This window comes from Pedobacter sp. MC2016-14 (assembly GCF_020991475.1).
GTDB lineage: Bacteria > Bacteroidota > Bacteroidia > Sphingobacteriales > Sphingobacteriaceae > Pedobacter.
Genome location: NZ_JAJMPA010000005.1, coordinates 101,276 through 124,264, shown reverse-complemented (window position 1 = coordinate 124,264; position 22,989 = coordinate 101,276). Strand labels below are relative to the sequence as shown.

Below are 22,989 nucleotides of genomic sequence, written 5' to 3'. Positions count from 1 at the left end.
ATGCGCCTATATGAAGCTTTTAGCGATGTAGATCTTTTAGAATTGTTTAAGCATGGAGACCAGAAAGCTTATGAAGAAATTTATAGGAGGTACTGGTCATTGCTTTATATTTCGGCCTGCAAAATTCTAAAAGATGAAGATGAGGCTAAAGATGTGGTCCAGGAAGTATTCATTTCCTTTCTTGATAAAGGAGCCCGGCTACAAATCAGTGTCTCCCTCTCTGTTTATCTTTATTCATCCATTCGCTATAAGGTGTTGGATAAAATCAAGCATAAAAAAGTAAGTGAAAATTATTTGCTTTCCCTGTATAATTATTCGGAGGCAGGGGAGAGCGTAGCAGATGAGAAGCTTATTGAAAAGGAATTGATCTTTCAGATGGAGCGGGCTATACTCCTTTTACCAGAAAAGATGCGTATTGTTTTTGAATTGAGTAGAAATCAGCAATTGTCTCATAAGGAGATTGCTAAAATGCTTGATATTTCTGATAAAACTGTAAAAAAGCAAATAAATAATGCACTGAAGATTCTTAAAATCAAGCTTAGTGATGCAATCATGCTTTTTTTGTAAATAATTTCAATTTCTTCTACTACCAAAGTGTAATAAGATCGACATGTTAATAGGAACACTTCTAGTTGGGTGTCTTTTATCATGAGAAAGATCGAATTTTCAAAAGGAATTTTAAGTAAATATCTGTCCGGTGAATGTACACCAGCAGAGAAAGCAATTGTAGAGGGTTGGTATAATCGCGAACTTAAGGACGGTGACATCGCTAACCTTGCTCAGATCGAAGAAAAGGAAGCTGAAATATGGAATTCGATTTTAGCCTATCAAATGCTAAATTCCCGGGCTTCTACCTCTAAGACAATTAAACTTTGGAAAATCTTTTCTGTAGCGGCAACAGTTGCGGTAATTCTTTCAGTTGGCGTATTTTTTTACAAGAATGGAAACCAGCGTATCCCGGCAGCAACGCAAACTATTGTAACTTCTGCTAAAGAGAATAACTTGATTCAACTTGAAGATGGTAGTATTATTATACTGGACAAAGGAAGCAAGCTCACCTTTGCTAAGTCTTTTAAAGGGGCAAAATCCCGGGAAGTATATTTAACAGGCAAGGGCTTTTTCGATATTAAACATTTGCCCTCGCAACCATTTATCGTACATTCTGGTAAAATAAAAACTACAGTATTAGGTACCGCTTTTGACATCAGTGCCAACCCCGGATCGGATGAGGTTACAGTAAGGGTAATTCGTGGTAAAGTAAATGTTGCTAATGATAGAGGTAGCCTAGGTAATTTACTTCCAAATAAACAAATCACCTACCATAATAAAAAAAATCAATCCAGTTTTTCAGATGTAAATGCACAAGAAGAGATGCAATGGGCCAAACAGGATATGTTGCTGAACGACATTACGTTTGAAGCCATTTGTAAGCAGCTGGAAAAGCGTTACGATGTAAAAATACATATTGAAAATGAAAGCCTGAAAGCAAAAAAATTCACCATTTCGCTCACGGCAAATGAAAACCTTAATAGCTTTTTACAAACCATTTGCGATTATAATGGTGCCAGGTATATAAAACAAGATAATCAATTTATCATTACAACTATCAACTAAACAAATGATTCAAAATCAAGCCCCATAAAATAGAAACAGCAACAGAATTCATATTGGACGTATGAAAACCATTGCTGCTCCGGTGATGACATCAGGAAGATCTCACCCGGTTATGTGTTGTCAACTCACAAAAGTATTATTCACTAAACCAACCAAAAATATGACTTTTTTTGCAATAGCTGCAAAATGCAGGGCAAATATTGCCCAATTCGTAACCGATTACTATATAATACTGTTTATGCGTGTAAGTTTACTTTTATTTATCACTGCTATCGTCTCTACAAACTTGCTGATCGCATCATCAGTTAAAGGGCAGGCAATGGAGGATGTTCAGGTGAAAATTGAGCTTAAAGGAGAAAGTTTAACAGAGGCCTTTAAAAAAATAGAAGCTCAAACCTCATTTACATTTTTATATCGTAATGAAGATATTATAAAAGTAGAATCGCTGAATATTAAAGATGAGCGAATCAGATTAAGTGCTTTGCTGGAACAATTACTTGAAGGTTCATCGCTGACATTCAAGCAGGTAGGCCAGCGAATAGTAATCAACAAAAAAGCATCAATCCAAATAAATATAAAAGCAAATGATAAAAATCTCTACTCAAATCCACTTCAAGACTCAATATTTGTTTTAACAGGTAAAGTATTAGAAAGTAAAACCGGCCTGCCTGTACCTGGTGCAACTGTTTTGAGCAAGGTAGCGCGGATTAATGCCGACTCAAGAGGGGTGTTTAAAATACCTGTAAAACTTGGCGACCGCCTCAAAATAACATTTATAGGTTACGAACCACTAGAAGTGACTGTTAAAAATGCCGAGCTATTAACTGTTTCCTTAGTGGAAAGCGTACAAGCAATGAAAGAAGTAGTGGTCACAGGGCTATTTACCAGAAAGGCGGAAAGTTTTACAGGTACGGTTTCATCATTTAGTCAACAAGAATTAAAACGTGTTGGTAACGTCAATGTAATACAGAGTCTTGCTATCCTGGATCCATCATTTAGAATTGCCGATAATACAAGTTTTGGATCAAATCCTAACCGTTTGCCGGAGGTTACTTTAAGGGGAGCCGCTGGGATCCCTGATTTAAATTCCACGTATCAAAATGCACCTAATCTTCCTTTATTTATCCTTGATGGCTTTGAGACTACTGTTCAAAAAGTATATGATCTGAATATGAACATGGTTGCCAGCGTTACTTTATTGAAAGATGCTTCTGCAAAAGCAATCTACGGCTCTAAAGCTGGTAATGGAGTGGTCGTGATTGAGACTGTGAGGCCGGCACCGGGAAATATACGCCTATCCTACACTGGATCCCTGGATGTTACAGCGCCAGACTTAACAAGTTATCAAATGGCAAATTCAATACAAAAGGTCCAGGCAGAAGTGCTCGGTGATAAATATGTGTCTGCCTATCCAGAAAATCAATTCCCGCTAACTCAGCAATATGCTGCAAACCAGCAGTTAGCATTAAGCGGGGTGGATACCTATTGGTTGGCTGCTCCTTTGCAAAATGGTATTGGCCAAAAACACAATATTTATGCAGATGGCGGAACTGACGCCATGTCATATTCGGCTGGCCTAAATTATAATGACCTTAAAGGTGTCATGAAAGGCTCAGATAGACGTACACTTTCGGGCTTAGTGAATTTACAATACCGTACCAAAAACTTTTCTTTCAGGAACAATCTTTCAATTGACCAAAATAAAGGTACAAACAGTTCATACGGAAGTTTTAGCGCATTTAGTCTAATGAATCCTTACTGGAAAATGTATGGAGACGACGGAAAACTAATTTTTAGTTATCCTGTTGGGGGCAGCGTGGTGATCAATCCTTTGTATGATGCAACGCTCAATTCAAAGGATTATTCTAAATATACGAATATTACTGAAAATTTTTATGCAGAATGGGAGGCAAAAAAGAACCTCCGTTTTACAGCAAGAGTTGGTTTAGCTTCTCAAGCCAATAATACGGTATATTTTATCCCGGCCACCCATAGCAGGTATTCAAATGTTAGTGTTTCCAGTCCAGAATACCTAAACCGTGGTGAATACACCATTGGTAATGGACGTGCAAGTAGTGTTAGTAGTGATATTTCGGCAGCCTATTCTTTTATTTTAGGTAAGCATCAGGTATTTTCCAACTTAATCTATAGCATTCAGGAAACCGCTAATAATAATAATGGTATGACCATGGTCGGCTTTCCAAATGACCGCCTGGATGACATATCCTTCGGTCGCCAATATGCCACCGGAAGTAAAGCGACTGGAACTGAAAATACAAGTAGGAGTATGGGAGTCACCTCTGCAGTTAACTATTCGTATGACAATCGTTATTTGGCAGACGTTTCCATACGTGCAAGCGCCAGTTCGCAATTCGGAGCAGACAACCGATGGGGTACTTTCTGGTCTACTGGTTTAGGATGGAATATTCATAACGAAGCATTTATGAAACCCTTAACATTTGTTAATCAATTCAAATTAAGAGGAACAATCGGGTCAAGTGGTACACAAAATTTTAGTGCTTATCAAGCGCTCACTACCTATAGATATGCAAACGATCAAGTTTATAGTGGAGAAATGGGCTTAAAGTTGATTGCAATGGCCAACCCCAACTTGAAATGGCAACAGATTTTAGATAAGAATATTGGCCTTGACATTGGTTTTATCAATAGAGTAACCTTGGGCTTTAACTTTTATCAGAAAGATACTCAGGACTTACTCTCCGATCAAACTTTAGCTCCATCAAGTGGATTTAATACTTATAAAGAAAACGTTGGGAAAACAAGGAACCAGGGTGTAGAATTAAATATGAATACCAGAGTTTACAGCAATCCGGCAAATAGAATATACGTCAATGTATTCGCCAGCATGGCCCATAATAAAAACAGGCTAATAAAACTTTCGGACGCGCTGTCTGCACTTAATGCCATACAGGATGCAAAATTTAATGGTGTTTATAACGGCGTAAATGGACCAGTTAATACAAAACCATTAACCAGGTTCGCAGAAAATCAGTCCATGTCTGCAATTTGGGCTGTACCGTCCTTAGGTATCGACCCCTCCAATGGAAAGGAGATATTTGTGAAAAGAGACGGTTCATTGACGCAAATCTGGTCTGCTGCAGATCAGGTTGTGGTCGGTGATGCAAATCCAAAATATGCAGGTAGTTTCGGTTCCAATCTTCAATATAAAGGCTTTACTTTCAATTTTGCATTTACTTATCGTGCTGGAGGGCAGATGTACAATCAGGCTTTGGTTGATAAAGTAGAGAATGCAGATATCAATTACAATGTTGATGTTCGTTTTCTGGAAGGACGTTGGAAAACGCCTGGCCAGGTAGCACTGTTCAAGGATATAAAAGATAGGATTCCAACAAAAGCCTCCTCTCGTTTTGTTCAAAATGACAATGAAATCATCTTTTCTTCCATAAATATGGGATACGATTTTAGTAAATTAAAGTTCGTAAAGGCATTAAATATGAACACACTAAGTGTACAGGCTAATGCAAATGAACTTGGCCGTATTGGCTCTGTTAAAACGGAGCGTGGCTTAGATTATCCATTTGCAAGAACCATTTCTCTTTCTCTACAAGCTACCTTTTAAATTTTAGATATGAAGACGTTTTATAACATAGTATTAATTCTTACCCTTGCAGGGTTAACTTCCTGTAAAAAATGGCTAGATGTTAAGCCTAAGACAGAAATAGAATCCACATCAAACTTTTCAAATGAACAAGGATTTAAAGATGCGCTGACGGGTGTATACGTGAACATGACTTCGCCAGGGAGTTACGGCAAAGAGCTAAGTTTTGGATTTATTGAGGTACTTGGTAAAAACTATACCCAATTCACAAATGCTCATGGTTACTTTGAGGATTCTAAATATAATTATTTGTTTTCTACAACGAAGAGCCGTATAGATGGTCTTTGGTCTACAGGATATAGTACCATAGCCAATATCAATAATCTTATTGAAAATATCGATAAAGCAGACCGATCATTATTTACTGAAACAAATTATAATGTGATCAGGGGAGAGGCTTATGGCCTTCGTGCTTTTAATCATTTTGATTTGCTGCGCTTATTTGCTCCGGCACCATCTGCCAGTCCTGCGGCAACAACCTTAGCCATACCGTACCGTACACGGTTATCAGGAGAGGTAGTTGCGCAACCTACAGTTGCAGAGTTTATCAATAAAATACTTGCAGACCTTCAGATCGCAGCTGATGCGTTAAAACCTGCCGATCCAATTGTGAAAGGAAGTACGATCGTTGTCCCAGCAAGTGGCTATTTACGTGATCGGCCTTTTAAATTCAATTATTATGCAGTAAAAGCACTAATGGCGCGGGTATACTTGTACAATGGAGATAAGATAAATGCATTGGCCTGTGCTAAGGAAGTTTTTGAGTCTGGTAAATTTCGAGCCCCATATTCGTATGAAATAACACAGACTACACAGAGTGACAAAATAATGAGTTCAGAAATCATATTCAATCTGAATATGAATAATTTAGCTGATCTTAATACGCAAAATTTTCCATCAACTACAGGTGCCCTGAGCACAGGGATGTCACTTTCAACTGGGGAGTGGGCAACGGTGTACGAGACGGGCAGTGGGGGAGCCACCGACTATCGTTATGTATACCAAACAGCAGTATCGCCTTCTGGGATTCGGACTACTATTAAATTTCGTCCCGCTGAAAATACATCCACTCTTGCTGCCAATAGATTACCACTAATGCGTTTTACGGAGATGTATTATATCGCTGCAGAATGTTTGAAGACTACGGAGCCTTTAACAGCCATTGCATATTTAAATACTGTACGTAGAAGTATGGCTATTAATAATGATTTAGCTACTACGCTAACGGAAAGTCAAATTCAGGATGAGATATTTAAAGAATATCGTAAAGATTTCATGGCCGAAGGGCAATTGTTTTTTTATTACAAACGTCTAAATCTATCACGGATAGAATTTACCCAAGTACCAGGTAGCGAGACGGTGTACGTTTTGCCTAAGCCAGACAATGAAATCATATACGGCAGTATCAACTAACCTAAAACATTACGAAATGAAAATTTATAATATATTAACGGTTGCTCTTTTTGGAATCACTTTAGTAATGGGTTCTTGTAAAAAGGAGATAATAGCTTATGTAGACGATCCAAGACTCTATTTTTATGAGGAGGAAGCAACAGCAGCTAAATCAATTATTACTTCAAGATCTTTCTCTTTTGCAGGACAACCCGGTACTGTAACCCAACAAATTATACCTGTACAGGTAAAAATAATGGGCGAAAATTCTAATAAGGATCGATCTTTTAGTGCAGAGGCTGTGCCTGGTTTAACAAATGCCACACAAGGTACAGATTATAGGATCTTAGGTGGAACTATTGCCGCAAATAAGAATACCGGAACGCTCAATGTGATTGTGTACAGAATCCCTGGACTTGATAAAATTACAAAAACGTTGGTGCTTAAAATTTCAAATTCGGGCGACTTCAAACCAGCAACCCTTGAAAATTCCATATTTACCATCAATTGGAATGAAGCTTTAATTAAACCCGCAAATTGGGATACTTTTCCAGGGTTAGCTTCCTATTTTGGTGTATATAGTATGGTAAAGTGGAAATTCATTATTGAAACGTTAGGAATCACTTCTTTCCCTTTGGTTGCACCGGTTCCTGGAGCGAGTTTTTATTCAAATGCGGCAATGCTGGATTTTAAAGCACAATTGAAAGCCGCATTGATCATTCGCAATTTGTCTCCAAATACGCCTTTAACAGACGAATTTAACTTAGCTGTTTCTTTCCCTTAAACCATTAACTGACGACGATGAATTATCAAAAAATATTTATTCCCATGCTAATAGGTTTAACTATAGCATTAAATGCATGTAAAAAAGACTTAGGAAACTATACCTATCACGATGTCGACGTGCCGGTAACAGAGGCAAGTTCGGTTAAATCAGTATATGATGTAGAGCAAAACGCAGATTTGACCATTAGTCCTGAAATAAAGTTTAATGGAAACCGAGATAATTTAAGCTATCAATGGATTGCATATGTTAGATCTTTATCTAGCGTAACCATTGGTCCAGCAACACAGATGGGAAATAGCAGAGTGTTAAGTACAAAAGTGAGTTTAGCGCCAGGTACTTATTACCTTGAATTAATTGTTACAGATAAATCTAACCAGAGCATATCCACTAGCCGCACACTATTAAATGTTCTTGCCCCAATAGAAACCGGTATGTTGTTTATGCATACATTAAATAATGAGACAGACGTTGACTTTATCGCAAGTAAAAACCTTCTTCCTACAGGGATTGAAAAGAGAATAAGTAATCTTCTACTATCAACTCAAGGCAGCAAAATGGCGGGAACGGGTCAAATGATAGGATTCAGCAGACGTCCAAATTCGTTGTTTAACTGGGTGACTATTGGAACTAGTCAGCATATAAAGCGGGTAAACGGCTTTACCTTTGCCTTGTGGGGCACAGATGCACAACTCTTCCGTCGTTCAGCAACAACTTTTAACCCTCAAGCCCATCTTAATAACTATGGTAATGAGTTCCTGATTAATGATGGTCGTTTGCAGGTAATATCCTGGGGTACTCCAACAGATGCTTTGTATTCAGGAGAGTTTACCGGCGATTACGTTTTAGCGCCATACATCTATAGCTACTCCTTCTATAGTTTTGGAGCATTGTTGTACGATCAAAAAAATGGCAGGTTCTTAAATACGGGCAATGTAGTTACTAATTTGGTTTTCAAAACATTTAAGGACATCACAGATCAAACTAAAGCATTTAATCCAAATAACATCGGCAAGGATATGCTATTTATGGATCATGGTTTTCAGGACTATGCTTATGCTTTCTTTAAGGACAAAACTGGTGCTGGACGTTATCTATATGTGCTGAACCAGTCATCTACGGACGAGGATAATGTTCCGGTAGCAAAATATGATATGTCTGCGCTTCCGGAAATTCAAGATGCTAAATACTACCAAACCAGTGATCTGGGAAATATTGCCTATTATGCAACTGATAAAAAAGTTTATACCTATGAGTACTCTGGCACAAATACTGCCGCCATATCTTTCAGCGGCATTGGTGCAAATGAAACGATCACGGGGATGAAACTCTTCAAACCCCTGTTAAATGGATATGCTTCAGCAGCAGAGTTTGTTACCTCCAATAATTCAATAATGTATTTGTCAACCTGGGATGGTGCACAAGGAAAGGTTTATGAGCTTAGGGTAAATCCGGTAAATGGCGTTATTACGGCACAACCTTTAAATACCTATTCAGGATTCGGTAGAATCAATGGCATGATGACAAAATTCCGTGGAACAGGAACCTAATCCAGCCAAATAAAAATCAACTCACAAAACAATGTATATTAAAAAAATCACAACAACACTGGCCCTTTTTTTAGGGGTCAGTGTCACCCTCTACGCCCAAAATCCAGAAAAAAGTGCCAAAGAGAAAGCTTTTCTGACCGCTTATCATGAAAGGGATTCCATAAAAGTCATCGAACTTGGTGAAGCCTTTTTAAAGGATTACCCAGAAAGTAAGGCCGATTTCAAAGCAGACAAAGCAGCTGGCATAAGCTATTCAAAGATATATATGAATCTGATTACAAGAGCTAAAGTTGGGGTGGACACCAAAATAAAGCATTATTATGATCAGCTTAATTACTTCACAACAGTAGAATTATATTATCGTCAGGTTTACCTTTTTCATCTCCACAAGCTTAAGCCTGCCGAGGTATTGTTGCCTCGTTCTGAAGTTCTGCTAAAAAAACTAAATTACTTTAGAGCGCATAAGCCAGTCGAAATGACAGATATTCCTGAAGATCAATGGTTAAAAACGAGTGAAAGTAATTATTTTGGCGATTTGCTTACGCATATAAGTCTACTAAGGGTAACAGGGCATACTCAGGAAGCATTGACTATTGCCGACGAAGCACTAAGTCACTACGGTTATACCATAGCTTCATTAAATGAAGATGTGGTCCTGCTTTTAAAAACAGCTGGCTTAGAGGAAAAATTGAAAAAAGCGCTGGAAAATTCTGTGCATGCTAATCAGGCAACGGTGCCAATGTTAGATATGCTTAGAGAAATCTATTTAGCTTCCAATAAAGATTCAAATGATTTCGAAGCCTATGTAGAATCTTTAAAAAGTCAGGAAGGTAAGGAAGATCAAGCTAAAGAAATTGCAGCTTCAATGATCAAAAAGAAGATTCCCACATTTGCGCTTAGTGATAGTAAAGGTCAACTTATTGATACAAAAAACTTAAAAGGAAAAATAGTAATACTGGACTTTTTTGCTTCGTGGTGCGTTCCATGCAAGGCGGCCTTTCCTGGAATGAAGATGGCAATGGAAAAACTTGCTGATCAGAAAGATGTAGTATTTTATTACATAGACAATCAGGAACATGGTGGAGATTATAAAACAACAGTTATGAAATATATGAAGGATAATAACTTTCCTTTCAATGTACTGTTTGATAACATCGGTACAAAAGGCATGAATAATGAAGTTGTAAATCTTTTGGGCATAACAGCCATCCCACGTAAAATGATACTTGACAAAAACGGATATGTTCGTTTTGATACGGATTCTTATTGGGGAAGTCCTTCTAAACTTGCAGATGAAATTAAAATTGTTGTGGATTTAATCAAGAAAGAAGGTTAAATGTATAAGTTAAAAACTAAAATTATAGTTCTGCTTGGATTAAGTTTAGCTATACCATTAATGTTAAATGCTCAACAGCATGTTGGTTCTTCTGTTAAGGCGAAAACAGTATTTCGATATTCTCCATCTATATTAACCAGTGGAGAAAAAGTAAACATAACTTATAACCCAGAAGTAGGTGCCGCTAAACCGCAAGTTCCGGTAAAAGGCTCTGTTTATATTTTTAAAAACTTTTCCTGGCATGGCTACGATCTTCCTTTAGTAAAAACTGATACTGGATATATCTCCTCTTACCTTTTACCAGAGGGCACGGCGATGGTTGCTTACCGCTTTGCTATTGGGGACAGTATAGATCGGGGTGCCAGATTTCCCCATGCCATGGTGGTATACGGACCGGGCCAGAAAATGAACCCCGGTGGATATGTTGAGTGGGGCTTATTCCGTTCAAGGAATTTTGAAGGCCTGATGTCTCCAATTGTTGCGCCAGAGGCGCTTATAGAGCCAAAAGTCTTAATGCAGCTTTGGATTCCCAGAGAATTTGGGAATCCGCTTGTTAAGCGAAATATGTTTTTTGAAATGGCAAATGGCATTAAGGTTTATTTGCCCAAACAAAAAGCCGATTCTATTTTATTTAAAGCAGGTGAAGAAATTGTCAATTTGCCAGACGTAACCGAAAAAGAAATGATTACTGTGCAACGGGTTTATGAAAGTATTTTACAAAGCCAATCCCTTACAGACTCTTTAAATCAATTAATTCTAAAAAAGTATCCCGATGGTCTCGCACACCGGTTAAAACTAATAAAAGCTATTTACTTAGAAATGAATGCGGAAAAAAGAGTGAAATTATGGGACGAGTTTATAGCAGCGTATCCTCCCGAAACTTTTCCTTTTAGTGATTATGTAAATCCAACGCTTAGCTTTCGTTCATTCTTTATGAATGCTTATTACGGCGTGGCAAACATCCGGTTTCAAAAACATGAATTGAAAAAAGTCGGAGAATTGGCCGCTAATGCTCCTTTCGGGATGGTAGGCTATTTTTATAATCACTATGTAACTTTTCCTTTCCGTGCACCAGTCCCTGTAATCACAGAAAAGGAAGCTTTAGTGTTGTCAAAATACATTACCGATGTTTTGTTGAAGCGTATTCAAAAAGCAGATTTGCTTGACAGGGGTATTCTTGCGCCTTCAGAATGGAGCGTTCAAGAAATGAAAGCTAATGCTTATGTGTTTATTCATCACTCTGAACTTTTAAGCAATGCCGGACAATTTGATAATGCTTTGAAGTTAATGGATCAGCTCAAACCCTTTGTTGGATATAAGAATATTGAATTCAATACCTTATATGCCAAATTATTGCATCATTTTGGTAAAACTGCAGAAGTTACTGGTTTTGTTACTGAAGCTGTAAAATTAAATACAGCCTCTCCCGAGATGGTAGAACTTTTAAAAATTAGTTACATCAAGAAAAAGGGTTCCGCAAATGGTTTCGATGCCTACTACACTGCAATGAGGCCAGTGCTGTCACTAAAGGAAAAGCAGGACAAGTTAAAGGCGGCCATGGTAAGGCTCCCCGCCATCAATTTTAGCCTTGAAAATTTAACCGGCAAAAAGGTTGACCTTAGAGAGCTAAAAGGTAAAATTGTGGTGCTTGATTTTTGGGCCAGCTGGTGTTTCCCCTGTAAAGAGGCCATGCCGGCCATGCAAATGCTGGTAAATAAATATGAACCTTCAGGAGATGTCTATTTTTTGTTTATCGCTACCTTAGAGCACTCGCCAAATTATAAAAAGTTAATCAACGACTTTTTAGCTGCTAAAAAATACAATTTTAATGTACTTTACGATAAAGAAGATCCCGCAATTAAGAGATTAGGGCTTACATTTAATCAATACGCAGCCCAATTGAAATTATCAGGTATTCCTCAAAAAGTAATTATTGACCAAAATGGTATGGTGCGTTGGGTTGCTGGTGGTTTTAGTGGCGATCTTATAGCGCTTACAGACGAAGTAAGCTATATTGTAGATGAACTGAAAAAAGAAAAACACAATTAAACGATTTCAGAATTTGAATCGTTAAAATACTAAACCCATCAGGTCTGATTAGGATTATTTCCGCAATTCTAATCAGATCTAATGTTAAATGAATTCGAATTCTTCAGATTTTGGGAAATTCTCCAGGCCCGAGAAAATTACTTCTGGTACAGGTCTGGAAAGTTTTCTTTTTATAATGTCAATCCAACTTCCTTCTACTTTAATAATTGCATGAAGTTTACCCTCTTCAGAAATGAAATCGTGTTGGATAATCCAGAATGAACCATCTCTCTTCATTTTTAATAATTTGGTTACGATGTAAATCTTAGAATTTAAATGAATTTCTCTTTTAAATTCGCATTGCTCCTTAAACAGTACAGGACCAACATGATGCTCCTTTAAGGTTTCTATAGTAATGCCATATTGATCTAGAATCTCTATACGGTGCTGTGCAGCAAGATCATAATAGCTACTGTGGCGAAGATGAAAATTCGGGTCAAGGTCTGACCATCTCAGGTTTAAGTAATCCATTTTACAAAGATACAGGACTTAGGCATATTATTAGCCGGGGATAAAAAAAGCAGCGGATCAGAACGACCCGCTGCTTTTTTTATTCAGAAAATGGATAACTAGTTACCGTAAAGTTTGCTGTTGTCCCGGTATCCAGGTAGTAAAATGTTGGCGTACCAGTCTCCAAATAAAAGTCCGCCGCTCTCAGCCCAGTTGGCAAACCTTAAATAGGCGTCATTAATAGAGGCACCTTCAATAGGATACTTGAAGTTTGCTGTAGGTACTTCTATAGCGAATGGAAGCCTGTTTGCTGTGACGTAGTATCTTGGTGCTACAGAGCGGTCATCTCTGGTGCCAAACAAAGAGACGTTGGCCAGTTTGGTAGGTGCATCGCCATATAAGTGCGTTTCATATCCACGTCCATAACCAGGTGTACCATTGTAAATGAAAGGATTGTACGTTGTTACTCCAAAAATGCTCAATAATGGTCCGTTTGTTACATTAAAGTTCACCGTGTAGGTTTTCGCAGCCGAGGCATTTTCTCCAGGTCTCGTATTATAGGTTGCCTGTTCATTTCGGCCATTTGTAAACAAGATGACAACTACACTATCTTGCCCGCTTTCAAGGAAAGCTCCCCCTGTGCTGGTAAATCCGGTCGCACTAGCCGCAGAAAGATTAAATTGTATACCTGCACCATTATTGAAGGTACCACCTGTTGCCTGTAGCACGTAGGTGGCTGATATAGCAGCGACCCTGTTGCTGGCATTCGTAATCACATTGTACTTGTAAGATAAAACAATGTCGTTTACATCATAGTCACCTTTAGCAGGAAAATTGTCTTCAAATGCTGCTGTGGAACCTCCTCCATTGTAATTGATGGAGTAATTGTTGTAAGCCTTCGACGCGTCATTTGGATAGGCATCAAGAAGATCGAGAACGCCATCGTTGTCGGCATCAAATAGTGCATTTACAGCAATGCCATCTACACTTTTTCTGATACCCTGGGTTCCTATAGAAGCTGAAATATTTGTAGTGTTTACCGTTATTTTTTGAGTAACTGAGGTATTATCTGGCGCGGTTTTCACTGCATAAACTTCCGTAATGGTATTTGGTAACGAAACCCTTGTATTAAATGGACTGAGAAATGTAGCAGAGCCCTGACTAATAAGGGCACCATTATTTGCCGGATCTCCGTTATAGACGCTAATTACAAAAATGCCATCAGCAAAACGATTGTCACTTACCCCGATGCTTAAATTGACGTCTCTGGAGGTCGCCCAGTTAAAGCCGGTAGGAACTACAATGTCGTCAATGGTTTTTACCTTGATTTCCTCTTCAGAAGAATTTTTTTTACAGGATAGAGCGACTGCGCTTAACCCCATAATAATCATGAATGATTTGATTTTCATATTAAGCAGATTAAATTTTGATTATTCAGAATTCAATACTTAATTTGACAATCCGCTAGTACAAGCTAATATACGTTTTGTTGTAAATAATTGTGTTGTTCATTTTGTTCATTATCTGATTATTAAGCTTAATTATGACACAAAATCTATACTCTTTTCTGTTGCTTAGTTGCAAAATACCATTTCTATTTGTAATTTTGCCCGGCAAATAATAACTCCTAATTATTTGTATATGCAACTTGATCCCAACAAATTTATATCAGAAGGACTAACTTACGATGACGTATTATTAGTGCCTGCTTATTCTGAAGTTTTGCCGCGTGATGTGGATACTTCCAGCTTTTTAACCAGAAAAATCCGTATTAATGTTCCTATTGTATCGGCTGCTATGGATACCGTTACCGAAGCTGGTTTGGCAATCGCCATCGCTCAGGCTGGTGGAATCGGTATTCTGCATAAAAATATGACTATAGAGCGGCAGGCTGAACAAGTAAGAAAAGTTAAACGTTCTGAAAGTGGCATGATTCAAGATCCCGTAACTTTAAGGGCAGACGCACTCGTTGCTGACGCTTTTAACATTATGAAAGAATTTAAAATCGGAGGCATTCCGGTTATTGATGCTGATCATAAACTTGTTGGAATTATTACCAACAGAGACCTTCGTTTTCAAAAAGACATGCAACGTCCGGTATTTGAAGTGATGACCAGTGAGAACCTGATCACAGCACCTGAAGGTACAACCTTGCTTCAGGCCGAGGAAATTTTGCAGGATTATAAAATCGAAAAACTTCCTGTAGTTGATAAAGATGGCTTCTTAGCCGGATTAATTACTTTTAAAGACATACAGAAATATAAAAACTTTCCTAAAGCCTGTAAAGATGAACATGGCAGATTGAGGGTTGGCGCAGCAGTAGGTGTGGCTGCAGATAATATAGATCGTGTAGCAGCTTTGGTACTTGCAGGAGTAGATGTAGTGACTGTTGATACCGCACATGGTCACTCTAAAGGCGTAATTGACATGGTGAAGGCTATAAAATCACGTTTTCCGGACCTGCAGGTTATTGCAGGTAACATCGCTACTGCAGATGCGGCTTTGGCATTGGCGGCGGCAGGTGCCGATGCGGTTAAAGTAGGTATAGGTCCTGGATCTATTTGTACAACAAGAATTATTGCAGGTGTAGGCGTTCCGCAACTTTATGCTGTGTTTGAATGTGCCCAGGCTTTAATTGGAACGGGAATTCCTGTAATTGCTGATGGAGGCATTAAACAGACAGGAGATATTGTTAAGGCAATCGCTGCTGGTGCAAGTGCAATTATGGCAGGTTCGCTGTTTGCCGGTGTTGAGGAGTCACCTGGAGAAACAATTATCTATGAAGGACGTAAATTCAAGTCATACAGGGGGATGGGATCTGTTGAAGCTATGCAACTCGGATCTAAAGACCGGTATTTTCAGGACGAAGAAGATGTGGTTACTAAACTTGTTCCTGAAGGTATTGTAGGTCGTGTACCTTATAAGGGAACGCTTTCTGAGGTGATTTATCAGTACGTAGGAGGTCTGAGAGCAGGTATGCACTACTGCGGAGCAGCGACAGTTGAAGATTTGCAAAAAGCTAAATTTGTCAGGATAACCGCCGCTGGTATGAGAGAGAGTCATCCACATGATATCTCAATCACTAAAGAAGCCCCAAATTATTCAAGATAATATATAAAGTTATTCTGTTAAAAGCCTCCTTCATTCCGGGAGGCTTTTTTTATGCTGTCACTATTTTGTTCCACTCCGGATGGCGTTTCAGATAATGCGCTACATAGGTACATAATGGCACTATTTTAAGCCCGTTTTCTTCGATGTATTGGAATGTTTTAGCTACAAGTGCTGCTGCGATACCTTGTCCTTCCTGCTCTTTCGGGACTTCAGTATGAATTAAGTACACTTTATTTCCTTTCTGTTTATAGTCGATAAAAGACTTCTTACCATTTACAGTCAGTTCAAAGTTGTGGGCCTGTACGTTGTTAACTACGGTTAAATCTTCATAATTCATGTCTAAATGTATTAATTTTTTAGATTCTTTATCTTCATTTGTGCTGAATTGACAGTACATTCGAAAATAAAATGCCATAGTAGCCGCATTTAGATTTGGTACGATAATTAATGTATGCCCGTATCGTATACAATTAATAACTATTTTATGCTAAAGTGGATAGATGTTATCAAATATGCTGATCATGGAAACCCAGAACCTGATCAGAAATTAGTAAAGTCAGATGAAGATTGGAGACTGCAATTGTCTGAAGAAGAATATAGAGTTACCAGGTTGAAAGGTACTGAAAGGGCGCATAGTTCTGAGATGTGCAGCCTGTTTGAGCCTGGCATTTACGCATGTATATGTTGCGGAACCTTACTTTTTGACGGCCAGGAAAAATTTGAATCAGGAACGGGCTGGCCTTCTTTCACACAGCCGCTTAAAGAAAATGCAGTGGCTTACCATGCTGATTATGCGTATGGAATGAAAAGAATAGAAGCACTTTGTAATACATGTGATGCCCATTTGGGCCATGTTTTCCCGGATGGACCAGCGCCAAGCGGATTGCGTTACTGCATGAATGCCGTTTCCCTAAAAAAAGCCTGATCATTCCGCTCCCAAATGCAGTATACCAAAGTCTAAATCAGACTATAGTATCAAAGAATTAAGATTTATCTTGCGCAATGAACTTAGAATTCAATAAAAACGAGGACCTGAATAAGCAAACAGTTTACGAACTGAAAACCAGGCTTAAGCAGATATATAAAGGGGGTGGGGAAAAAAATGCTGCGAAACAAAAAGAAAAAGGTAAACTACTTGCGAGGGAGAGAATTGCCTACCTTTTAGATGAGAATTCTGAATTTCTTGAAGTTGGTGCATTTGCTGCTGAGGGTATGTATGCAGAGCAGGGTGGATGTCCGAGTGCCGGTGTAGTGTGTGGAATAGGTTACGTATCTGGCAGACAATGTATGATTGTTGCCAATGACGCCACTGTTAAGGCAGGTGCATGGTTTCCTATGACCGCTAAGAAAAACTTACGAGCTCAGGAAATTGCTATGGAAAATCGTTTGCCGGTTATTTATTTAGTAGATAGTGCCGGCGTATATTTACCCATGCAGGATGAAATCTTTCCTGATAAAGAGCATTTTGGGCGGATGTTTCGAAATAATGCATTGATGTCTGCTGATGGAATTGTTCAGATTTCTGCAATTATGGGTTCTTGCGTTGCCGGGGGTGCTTACCTTCCCATCATGAGTGACGAGGCCATGATTGTAGAAGGTACTGGCTCAGTATTTTTGGCAGGATCTTATCTGGTTAAATCAGCCATTGGTGAAGAAGTAGACAATGAAACATTAGGAGGAGCAACTACTCATTCCGAAATTTCGGGGGTAACAGATTATAAGCATCCCAATGATCAGGCATGTCTGGATAGTATTAAAAATATTATGAGCATGCTTGGTGCTCCGGAAAATGCAGGTTATAGCCGTATTAAAGCTATGTCGCCAAAACATAATTCTGAAGAAATATATGGCTTACTACCTGAAAACAGAGAAAAGCAGTATGATATGCTTGATATTATTGAGCGTTTGGTAGACAATTCCGAACTGGAACAGTATAAAAAGGAATATGGACAAAGCATTATTTGTGGACTGGCTAGAATTGATGGTTGGGCAGTTGGTATTGTAGCTAACCAGCGTAAAGTTGTTAAATCAAAAAAAGGAGAAATGCAGTTTGGCGGTGTCATTTATTCAGACAGTGCCGATAAAGCGGCAAGATTTATCATGAATTGCAACCAGAAGAAAATACCATTGGTATTTTTACAGGATGTTACTGGTTTTATGGTAGGTAGTCGTTCTGAACAAGGTGGCATCATCAAAGACGGAGCTAAAATGGTTAATGCTGTAGCCAATTCTGTTGTACCAAAATTTACAATTGTAGTGGGTAACTCTTATGGTGCTGGAAATTATGCCATGTGTGGTAAAGCTTACGATCCACGATTAATATATGCCTGGCCAAGTGCAAAAATAGCCGTTATGGGAGGTGCCCAGGCAGGAAAAGTACTTCTTCAAATTCAGCAGGCATCACTTAAGGTAAAGGGAGAAGTAGCCTCAGCCGAAAAAGAAGCAGAATTACTAAAAGAGATTACAGAACGGTACGATAGCCAGACTACACCATATTATGCCGCTTCGCGACTTTGGGTAGATGGGATCATTGATCCTCTTGAAACCCGGAAGGTAATTTCAATGGGAATAGAGGCCGCAAACCAGTCACCAATAAAAAGACAATTCAATGTTGGGATAATACAAACCTAGTCCTTAAATTTGTACTTCCTAAACGGCAAAAAACTGCCATAAAAAATACCATTTAATTTATAATAATATGTCTCAAGAGATAGAACACGTTCAATGTTTAATTATAGGATCTGGTCCTGCCGGATATACCGCTGCTATTTATGCTGCTCGTGCAGATCTTAAACCTTTGATGTATACAGGGATGCAAGCCGGTGGGCAGTTAACGCAGACCACAGATGTTGATAATTTTCCGGGATACCCGCAGGGTATTATGGGACCGGAAATGATGGAAGATTTTCGCAAACAGGCTGAAAGATTTGGTACAGAAATACGTTTTGGTTATGTAAGTTCTGTAGATTTCTCTTCTATGCCGCACAAAGTGGTTATTGACGAAGTAAAAACAGTGACTGCAGATACCGTAATTATAGCTACAGGTGCAACAGCAAAGTGGTTGGGGCTTCCAAGTGAGCAGCATTATAATGGTTTTGGCGTTTCTGCATGTGCAGTATGTGATGGATTTTTCTTTAAAGGACAAGATGTAGCTATTGTTGGTGCGGGTGATACTGCTGCTGAAGAGGCTACGTATTTGGCTAAACTTTGTAAAAAAGTATATATGCTGGTTCGTCGTGATGAATTCAGGGCTTCAAAGGCTATGGTAAACAGGGTATTGAATACACCTAATATTGAGGTAATTTACAATAGTGAAGCAAAAGAGGTATTAGGAAATGGCAAAAATGTAACTGGTCTTAAAATAGTAAATAACCAAACACAGGAAGAAACAGATTTAGCAGTTGAAGGTTTTTTTGTGGCAATTGGGCATAAACCAAATACAGATATATTTAAAGGTTGGTTAGAAATGGACGAGACTGGCTATTTAAAGACTATACCTGGAAGTACTAAAACAAACAGGGAGGGTGTATTTGCTTGTGGTGATGTTCAGGATCATTATTACCGTCAGGCGGTTACTGCTGCCGGATCAGGATGTATGGCCGCATTAGATGCAGAACGTTATCTTGCAGCTAAAGAAGACCAGGTAAAAATACTATTTTAGTAAAATATCAATAGATACTATAAGGCGTTCCAACATCGGGGCGCCTTTTTTATTTATTTTGGATTTCCCTCTTGTCCTGCTTTAATTAAATCTCTAACTTGGGATTTTTAATTCACCTGGTAAAGCTAATGAAGAATTTAAATTACAAGATGGTAAACTCGGCCCTAGTAGGTGGCTTGCTTTTTTTATTTTCCTGCACCAATAATCCTGAGCAGATCGTACCACTTAACAATTCAAAGGTGGTGGCAGAACATCTTGCCGGCCCTTTTCCTTTTTATAAAAATATTGTAATCAGACCAGGACTTAATTTTGAAGTAGTGAGTTGGGGTAAGGGGGTAGATAGCATAGGCGGGTATTTGATCCTAATGTCGGACTCTACAAAAAATAAATTCAAGTCCCTGTCTGATGAACGGAATGGAATTGTTACGGATGCCTGGAATATGGATTTAGACAATGATGGCAATCCTGAGATATACGTGCAACTGAAAAGTAAAACTAACGTACTCGATTTAAATGTATTTGAATATGCAGGGGGAGGCTTTAATAAAATTAGTTTTCCTGGCTTAAGCAATTCTTTGAAAAAGAACTATGCAGGTAATGATGAGTTTACCATAAAAAGCGGCGATTTATTTCGTTCTTTTCCTGTAATCAATCCATCAGATAGCACCATAAAACCGGATTCAATTAAGACAATTCAGTACCGGTTAAGTGGCAATACCTTCTCCTCATCTGAAGTTAAAGAGTAATTTAGTTTTGTTCTTTAAATTGCGCGCTGATGCGTTCAAATTTATTAATTAATGTATCCAAACCCTCTTTTTCTCTTTTTAAATAAGCTTTTCTAACCATCGTTGCACAGAGTAAAATCCATAGGATGGAGAAAAGCAGTATTAAAATTTGTAGTAGTATATTTAAGCTTTGCAAGGCCCCATAAAAATAGAGCATTGTACCTGCAGATAGGGCCAGGGCATAAAACCAATATATAGTATGGTACAGGCCAAACCTGCTGTATTGATAGGCTTTCAGGTTTTGTAAAAATTTTTCCGGATGTACGGTAAAATCATGATCCGAAATTAAGCGGTGACTGCGGTAAAGCTTATATGTAGATACAGCAATGGCTGTAATCATCAAGGTAATGCCAATATGAGTAGTCCAGGATTTAAAATCAAAGAATACCCATAACGCCGCAATTGCTAAAAAAGATAAAATCATTCCAACCAGGTTCAGTGTTGATTTGCGACGAATGTTAAACACTTCCTTTTTAACCTGTGCCAGCATTTCATCAGATGAAATTTTCACTTCAATGGTGTGTGATTGCCAAAGGGACTGTATGTGATCAAATTCTTGCATGCTGGTTATATAAATCGGTCAGTTTTTGTTTAATACGGTGAATTTTCACCCTAAGGTTGCCCTCACTAATGCCAGAAATTTCGGCAATTTCATGATACGGTAATTCATCCAGTACCATGGTGATAATTAGTCTGTCATTCTCTTCCAGTTTGGCTATACTTTTATAAAGTAAGGCCACCTGTTCGTTCTTTTCTGAATGCTCTTCAATAGTATTTTCTACTATGTTTTCCGTCAGCTCATCTTTAGCTTGTCTTTTTTCAGATCTGAGGTAAGTTAAGCAGGTATTTACTGCAATTCTGTAGATCCAAGTGGAAATAAGCGATTTATTTCTGAATTTATCTAGATTTTGCCAAACCTTTAAGAAGGTTTCCTGCAACAAATCATTGGCCGCATCGGTATCGCCCGTGTAACCATAGCAAAGATGAAATATCTTTTTGGAGTTACTGTCAAAGATTTCTTTAAATAATTTCTCTTTTTGTTCCAAAATTGGCGTTTTATAGCGTTTTGATGCTTATAATGTGAAAATGTTACAGCTTGTAAATGTAATTGTATCACTTTTTTGCAAACTTTACAGAATAATATAATTATCGTAGTTTTACGGATTCAGAAATTATAATCAGGGGATAAATGACTAAAAACAATCGATTAACGTTTTTTATATTTCTTGCGTTGGTACTTGGCGTAGGGTTTGGCTATTATTTAAATGTAAAATCCTTTGATAGCTACAATCAGGCTATCGTTAATGCAGATCAGGAGATCGCTAAAGTTGATGCTGCGCTTTTAAAAGTTAAGGATACCGCAGATGTGAGTTATGCGCCATTAAATGCCGCAAAAAAACAGGCTTTAAAAACCAGGGTAGAGAATGAAAAGCTTCGTGAAAAAAAATTAGAGCCTTTAACATTATTAAGTGATATTTTTCTTCGCCTGATTAAAATGATTGTGGCACCACTTGTTTTTACTACACTTGTTGTAGGGGTAGCCAAAGTAGGCGACATCAAAGCAGTGGGTCGCATTGGAGGAAAAACAATGTTGTGGTTTGTCAGTGCATCTCTATTGTCTCTTGTCCTGGGGATGATTATGGTCAATATTTTCCGTCCCGGAGAAACAATGAATTTACCCCTGCCTCCAGAAAATATTGATACCGGGCTTCAAAAAGCCGCTTTTTCAATTAAAGATTTTATCTCTCATATTTTTCCTAAAAGCATGACTGAAGCAATGGCCACAAACGAAATATTACAGATTGTGGTATTCTCCCTGTTTTTTGGTGTAGCAACTGCTGCCATTGGTGAAAAAGGAAAAGTAGTGATAGAATTTTTTGATGCCGTGGCACATGTAATCTTAAAGGTTACCGGATACGTAATGAATTTTGCGCCTTTCGCAGTTTTTGGCGCTATGGCAGCTATTGTAGCAAAACAAGGTTTAAGCGTAATTTCCACCTACGCTTTGTTTATCGGGGAGTTTTATTCTACGATGCTGTTATTGTGGATTATCTTAATTTTTATCGGATTTGCTATTTTAAAAGGCAGGGTATTTAATTTGGTTAGCCGGATGAAAGAGCCTGTTCTTGTTGCTTTTAGTACAGCCAGCAGTGAAGCTGCATATCCAAGGACAATGTTGCAATTAGAACGTTTTGGATGCAAAGATAAAATTGTAAGTTTTGTCTTGCCGCTGGGATATTCTTTTAACCTGGACGGCTCCATGCTGTACATGACATTCGCTTCGTTATTTATTGCACAAGCCTATGGCATCCATTTGTCCTTTGAGCAGCAAATAACTATGCTGTTAATCTTAATGTTAACGAGTAAGGGCATAGCAGGAGTGCCAAGGGCATCGTTAGTTGTTATTGCAGGAACCATTGCTACCTTTAATATTCCAGAAGCCGGACTTGCGCTTTTAATTGGCATTGACCCATTGCTGGACATGGGACGTTCGGCAACAAACGTAATTGGGAACAGCCTGGCTACAGCGGTAGTTAGCAAATGGGAAGGGGAGCTTTCACCTGCACAGGATTAATCA

General features: G+C 38.4%; 19 protein-coding genes. 14 read left to right on the top strand and 5 right to left on the bottom strand.

Annotated features, from left to right (window positions below; genetic code table 11):
* From LPB86_RS20695 to LPB86_RS20660, 8 genes are all read left to right on the top strand, one after another.
* Window positions 1-567 (top strand): RNA polymerase sigma factor, encoded by a 567-nt coding sequence (locus LPB86_RS20695; RefSeq protein WP_230693333.1) that lies wholly within the window; start codon window positions 1-3, stop codon window positions 565-567.
* Between the two features lie 81 nt (window positions 568-648).
* Window positions 649-1,614, top strand: a complete 966-nt coding sequence (locus tag LPB86_RS20690) for a FecR family protein (RefSeq protein ID WP_230693332.1) — start codon at window positions 649-651, stop codon at window positions 1,612-1,614.
* Between the two features lie 160 nt (window positions 1,615-1,774).
* On the top strand, window positions 1,775-5,215 hold the full coding sequence (locus LPB86_RS20685; RefSeq protein ID WP_230693331.1) for a SusC/RagA family TonB-linked outer membrane protein: 3,441 nt from the start codon (window positions 1,775-1,777) through the stop codon (window positions 5,213-5,215).
* Window positions 5,216-5,224: 9 nt separating this feature from the next.
* Window positions 5,225-6,667: a RagB/SusD family nutrient uptake outer membrane protein gene (locus LPB86_RS20680; protein ID WP_230693330.1), complete on the top strand. Its 1,443-nt coding sequence runs from the start codon at window positions 5,225-5,227 to the stop codon at window positions 6,665-6,667.
* A 16-nt stretch (window positions 6,668-6,683) separates the two neighbouring features.
* Window positions 6,684-7,430, top strand: a complete 747-nt coding sequence (locus LPB86_RS20675) for a DUF4843 domain-containing protein (RefSeq protein WP_230693329.1) — start codon at window positions 6,684-6,686, stop codon at window positions 7,428-7,430.
* Window positions 7,431-7,447: 17 nt separating this feature from the next.
* The gene (locus tag LPB86_RS20670; RefSeq protein WP_230693328.1) at window positions 7,448-8,980 is read left to right on the top strand and encodes a PKD-like family lipoprotein; all 1,533 of its coding nucleotides are present in this window, start codon (window positions 7,448-7,450) and stop codon (window positions 8,978-8,980) included.
* 31 nt (window positions 8,981-9,011) lie between these two features.
* Complete coding sequence (locus LPB86_RS20665) at window positions 9,012-10,316, top strand: TlpA disulfide reductase family protein (protein WP_230693327.1); 1,305 nt, start codon at window positions 9,012-9,014, stop codon at window positions 10,314-10,316.
* The gene (locus tag LPB86_RS20660; RefSeq protein ID WP_230693326.1) at window positions 10,317-12,365 is read left to right on the top strand and encodes a TlpA disulfide reductase family protein; all 2,049 of its coding nucleotides are present in this window, start codon (window positions 10,317-10,319) and stop codon (window positions 12,363-12,365) included. It abuts the gene before it with no gap.
* An 84-nt stretch (window positions 12,366-12,449) separates the two neighbouring features.
* On the opposite strand, the gene LPB86_RS20655 is transcribed toward LPB86_RS20660, so the two are convergent.
* Window positions 12,450-12,875 carry a thioesterase family protein gene (locus tag LPB86_RS20655; protein ID WP_230693325.1) on the bottom strand — a complete coding sequence of 142 codons (426 nt, stop codon included), beginning with the start codon at window positions 12,873-12,875 and terminating at the stop codon, window positions 12,450-12,452.
* A 98-nt stretch (window positions 12,876-12,973) separates the two neighbouring features.
* Window positions 12,974-14,263, bottom strand: a complete 1,290-nt coding sequence (locus tag LPB86_RS20650) for an LruC domain-containing protein (RefSeq protein WP_230693324.1) — start codon at window positions 14,261-14,263, stop codon at window positions 12,974-12,976.
* Between the two features lie 232 nt (window positions 14,264-14,495).
* On the opposite strand from LPB86_RS20650, the gene guaB reads away from it, so the two are divergent.
* Window positions 14,496-15,965 carry an IMP dehydrogenase gene (guaB, locus tag LPB86_RS20645; RefSeq protein ID WP_230693323.1) on the top strand — a complete coding sequence of 490 codons (1,470 nt, stop codon included), beginning with the start codon at window positions 14,496-14,498 and terminating at the stop codon, window positions 15,963-15,965.
* 49 nt (window positions 15,966-16,014) lie between these two features.
* Here the strand turns inward: guaB and LPB86_RS20640 are convergent, their stop codons facing one another.
* A complete protein-coding gene (locus LPB86_RS20640) occupies window positions 16,015-16,362 on the bottom strand; it encodes a GNAT family N-acetyltransferase (protein WP_230693322.1) in 348 nt (115 codons plus the stop codon).
* Window positions 16,363-16,449: 87 nt separating this feature from the next.
* Between LPB86_RS20640 and msrB the strand changes: the two genes are divergently transcribed.
* From msrB to LPB86_RS20620, 4 genes are all read left to right on the top strand, one after another.
* Window positions 16,450-16,890 (top strand): peptide-methionine (R)-S-oxide reductase MsrB, encoded by a 441-nt coding sequence (msrB, locus tag LPB86_RS20635; protein ID WP_230693321.1) that lies wholly within the window; start codon window positions 16,450-16,452, stop codon window positions 16,888-16,890.
* Between the two features lie 77 nt (window positions 16,891-16,967).
* Window positions 16,968-18,596: an acyl-CoA carboxylase subunit beta gene (locus LPB86_RS20630; RefSeq protein ID WP_230693320.1), complete on the top strand. Its 1,629-nt coding sequence runs from the start codon at window positions 16,968-16,970 to the stop codon at window positions 18,594-18,596.
* Between the two features lie 67 nt (window positions 18,597-18,663).
* Complete coding sequence (gene trxB, locus LPB86_RS20625; protein ID WP_230693319.1) at window positions 18,664-19,626, top strand: thioredoxin-disulfide reductase; 963 nt, start codon at window positions 18,664-18,666, stop codon at window positions 19,624-19,626.
* 128 nt (window positions 19,627-19,754) lie between these two features.
* Complete coding sequence (locus LPB86_RS20620; RefSeq protein ID WP_230693318.1) at window positions 19,755-20,372, top strand: hypothetical protein; 618 nt, start codon at window positions 19,755-19,757, stop codon at window positions 20,370-20,372.
* 1 nt (window position 20,373) lies between these two features.
* On the opposite strand, the gene LPB86_RS20615 is transcribed toward LPB86_RS20620, so the two are convergent.
* Together LPB86_RS20615 and LPB86_RS20610 are read right to left on the bottom strand one after the other, a co-directional pair.
* The gene (locus tag LPB86_RS20615) at window positions 20,374-20,973 is read right to left on the bottom strand and encodes a hypothetical protein (protein ID WP_230693317.1); all 600 of its coding nucleotides are present in this window, start codon (window positions 20,971-20,973) and stop codon (window positions 20,374-20,376) included.
* Window positions 20,960-21,457: an RNA polymerase sigma factor gene (locus tag LPB86_RS20610; RefSeq protein WP_230693316.1), complete on the bottom strand. Its 498-nt coding sequence runs from the start codon at window positions 21,455-21,457 to the stop codon at window positions 20,960-20,962. Before LPB86_RS20610 ends, LPB86_RS20615 begins: the two co-directional genes overlap by 14 nt.
* Window positions 21,458-21,600: 143 nt before the next feature.
* Here LPB86_RS20610 and LPB86_RS20605 point away from each other — a divergent pair, with 143 nt between their 5' ends.
* The gene (locus LPB86_RS20605; protein WP_230693315.1) at window positions 21,601-22,986 is read left to right on the top strand and encodes a dicarboxylate/amino acid:cation symporter; all 1,386 of its coding nucleotides are present in this window, start codon (window positions 21,601-21,603) and stop codon (window positions 22,984-22,986) included.
* Window positions 22,987-22,989 lie beyond the last annotated feature (3 nt).

Bases quoted from the DNA above. Each gene is read 5' to 3' on its own strand.
- LPB86_RS20695 (WP_230693333.1), top strand. From the start codon at position 1: ATGCGCCTATATGAAGCTTTTAGCGATGTAGATCTTTTAGAATTGTTT.
- LPB86_RS20690 (WP_230693332.1), top strand. From the start codon at position 649: ATGAGAAAGATCGAATTTTCAAAAGGAATTTTAAGTAAATATCTGTCC.
- LPB86_RS20685 (WP_230693331.1), top strand. From the start codon at position 1,775: ATGACTTTTTTTGCAATAGCTGCAAAATGCAGGGCAAATATTGCCCAA.
- LPB86_RS20680 (WP_230693330.1), top strand. From the start codon at position 5,225: ATGAAGACGTTTTATAACATAGTATTAATTCTTACCCTTGCAGGGTTA.
- LPB86_RS20675 (WP_230693329.1), top strand. From the start codon at position 6,684: ATGAAAATTTATAATATATTAACGGTTGCTCTTTTTGGAATCACTTTA.
- LPB86_RS20670 (WP_230693328.1), top strand. From the start codon at position 7,448: ATGAATTATCAAAAAATATTTATTCCCATGCTAATAGGTTTAACTATA.
- LPB86_RS20665 (WP_230693327.1), top strand. From the start codon at position 9,012: ATGTATATTAAAAAAATCACAACAACACTGGCCCTTTTTTTAGGGGTC.
- LPB86_RS20660 (WP_230693326.1), top strand. From the start codon at position 10,317: ATGTATAAGTTAAAAACTAAAATTATAGTTCTGCTTGGATTAAGTTTA.
- LPB86_RS20655 (WP_230693325.1), bottom strand. From the start codon at position 12,875: ATGGATTACTTAAACCTGAGATGGTCAGACCTTGACCCGAATTTTCAT.
- LPB86_RS20650 (WP_230693324.1), bottom strand. From the start codon at position 14,263: ATGAAAATCAAATCATTCATGATTATTATGGGGTTAAGCGCAGTCGCT.
- guaB (WP_230693323.1), top strand. From the start codon at position 14,496: ATGCAACTTGATCCCAACAAATTTATATCAGAAGGACTAACTTACGAT.
- LPB86_RS20640 (WP_230693322.1), bottom strand. From the start codon at position 16,362: ATGTACTGTCAATTCAGCACAAATGAAGATAAAGAATCTAAAAAATTA.
- msrB (WP_230693321.1), top strand. From the start codon at position 16,450: ATGCTAAAGTGGATAGATGTTATCAAATATGCTGATCATGGAAACCCA.
- LPB86_RS20630 (WP_230693320.1), top strand. From the start codon at position 16,968: ATGAACTTAGAATTCAATAAAAACGAGGACCTGAATAAGCAAACAGTT.
- trxB (WP_230693319.1), top strand. From the start codon at position 18,664: ATGTCTCAAGAGATAGAACACGTTCAATGTTTAATTATAGGATCTGGT.
- LPB86_RS20620 (WP_230693318.1), top strand. From the start codon at position 19,755: ATGAAGAATTTAAATTACAAGATGGTAAACTCGGCCCTAGTAGGTGGC.
- LPB86_RS20615 (WP_230693317.1), bottom strand. From the start codon at position 20,973: ATGCAAGAATTTGATCACATACAGTCCCTTTGGCAATCACACACCATT.
- LPB86_RS20605 (WP_230693315.1), top strand. From the start codon at position 21,601: ATGACTAAAAACAATCGATTAACGTTTTTTATATTTCTTGCGTTGGTA.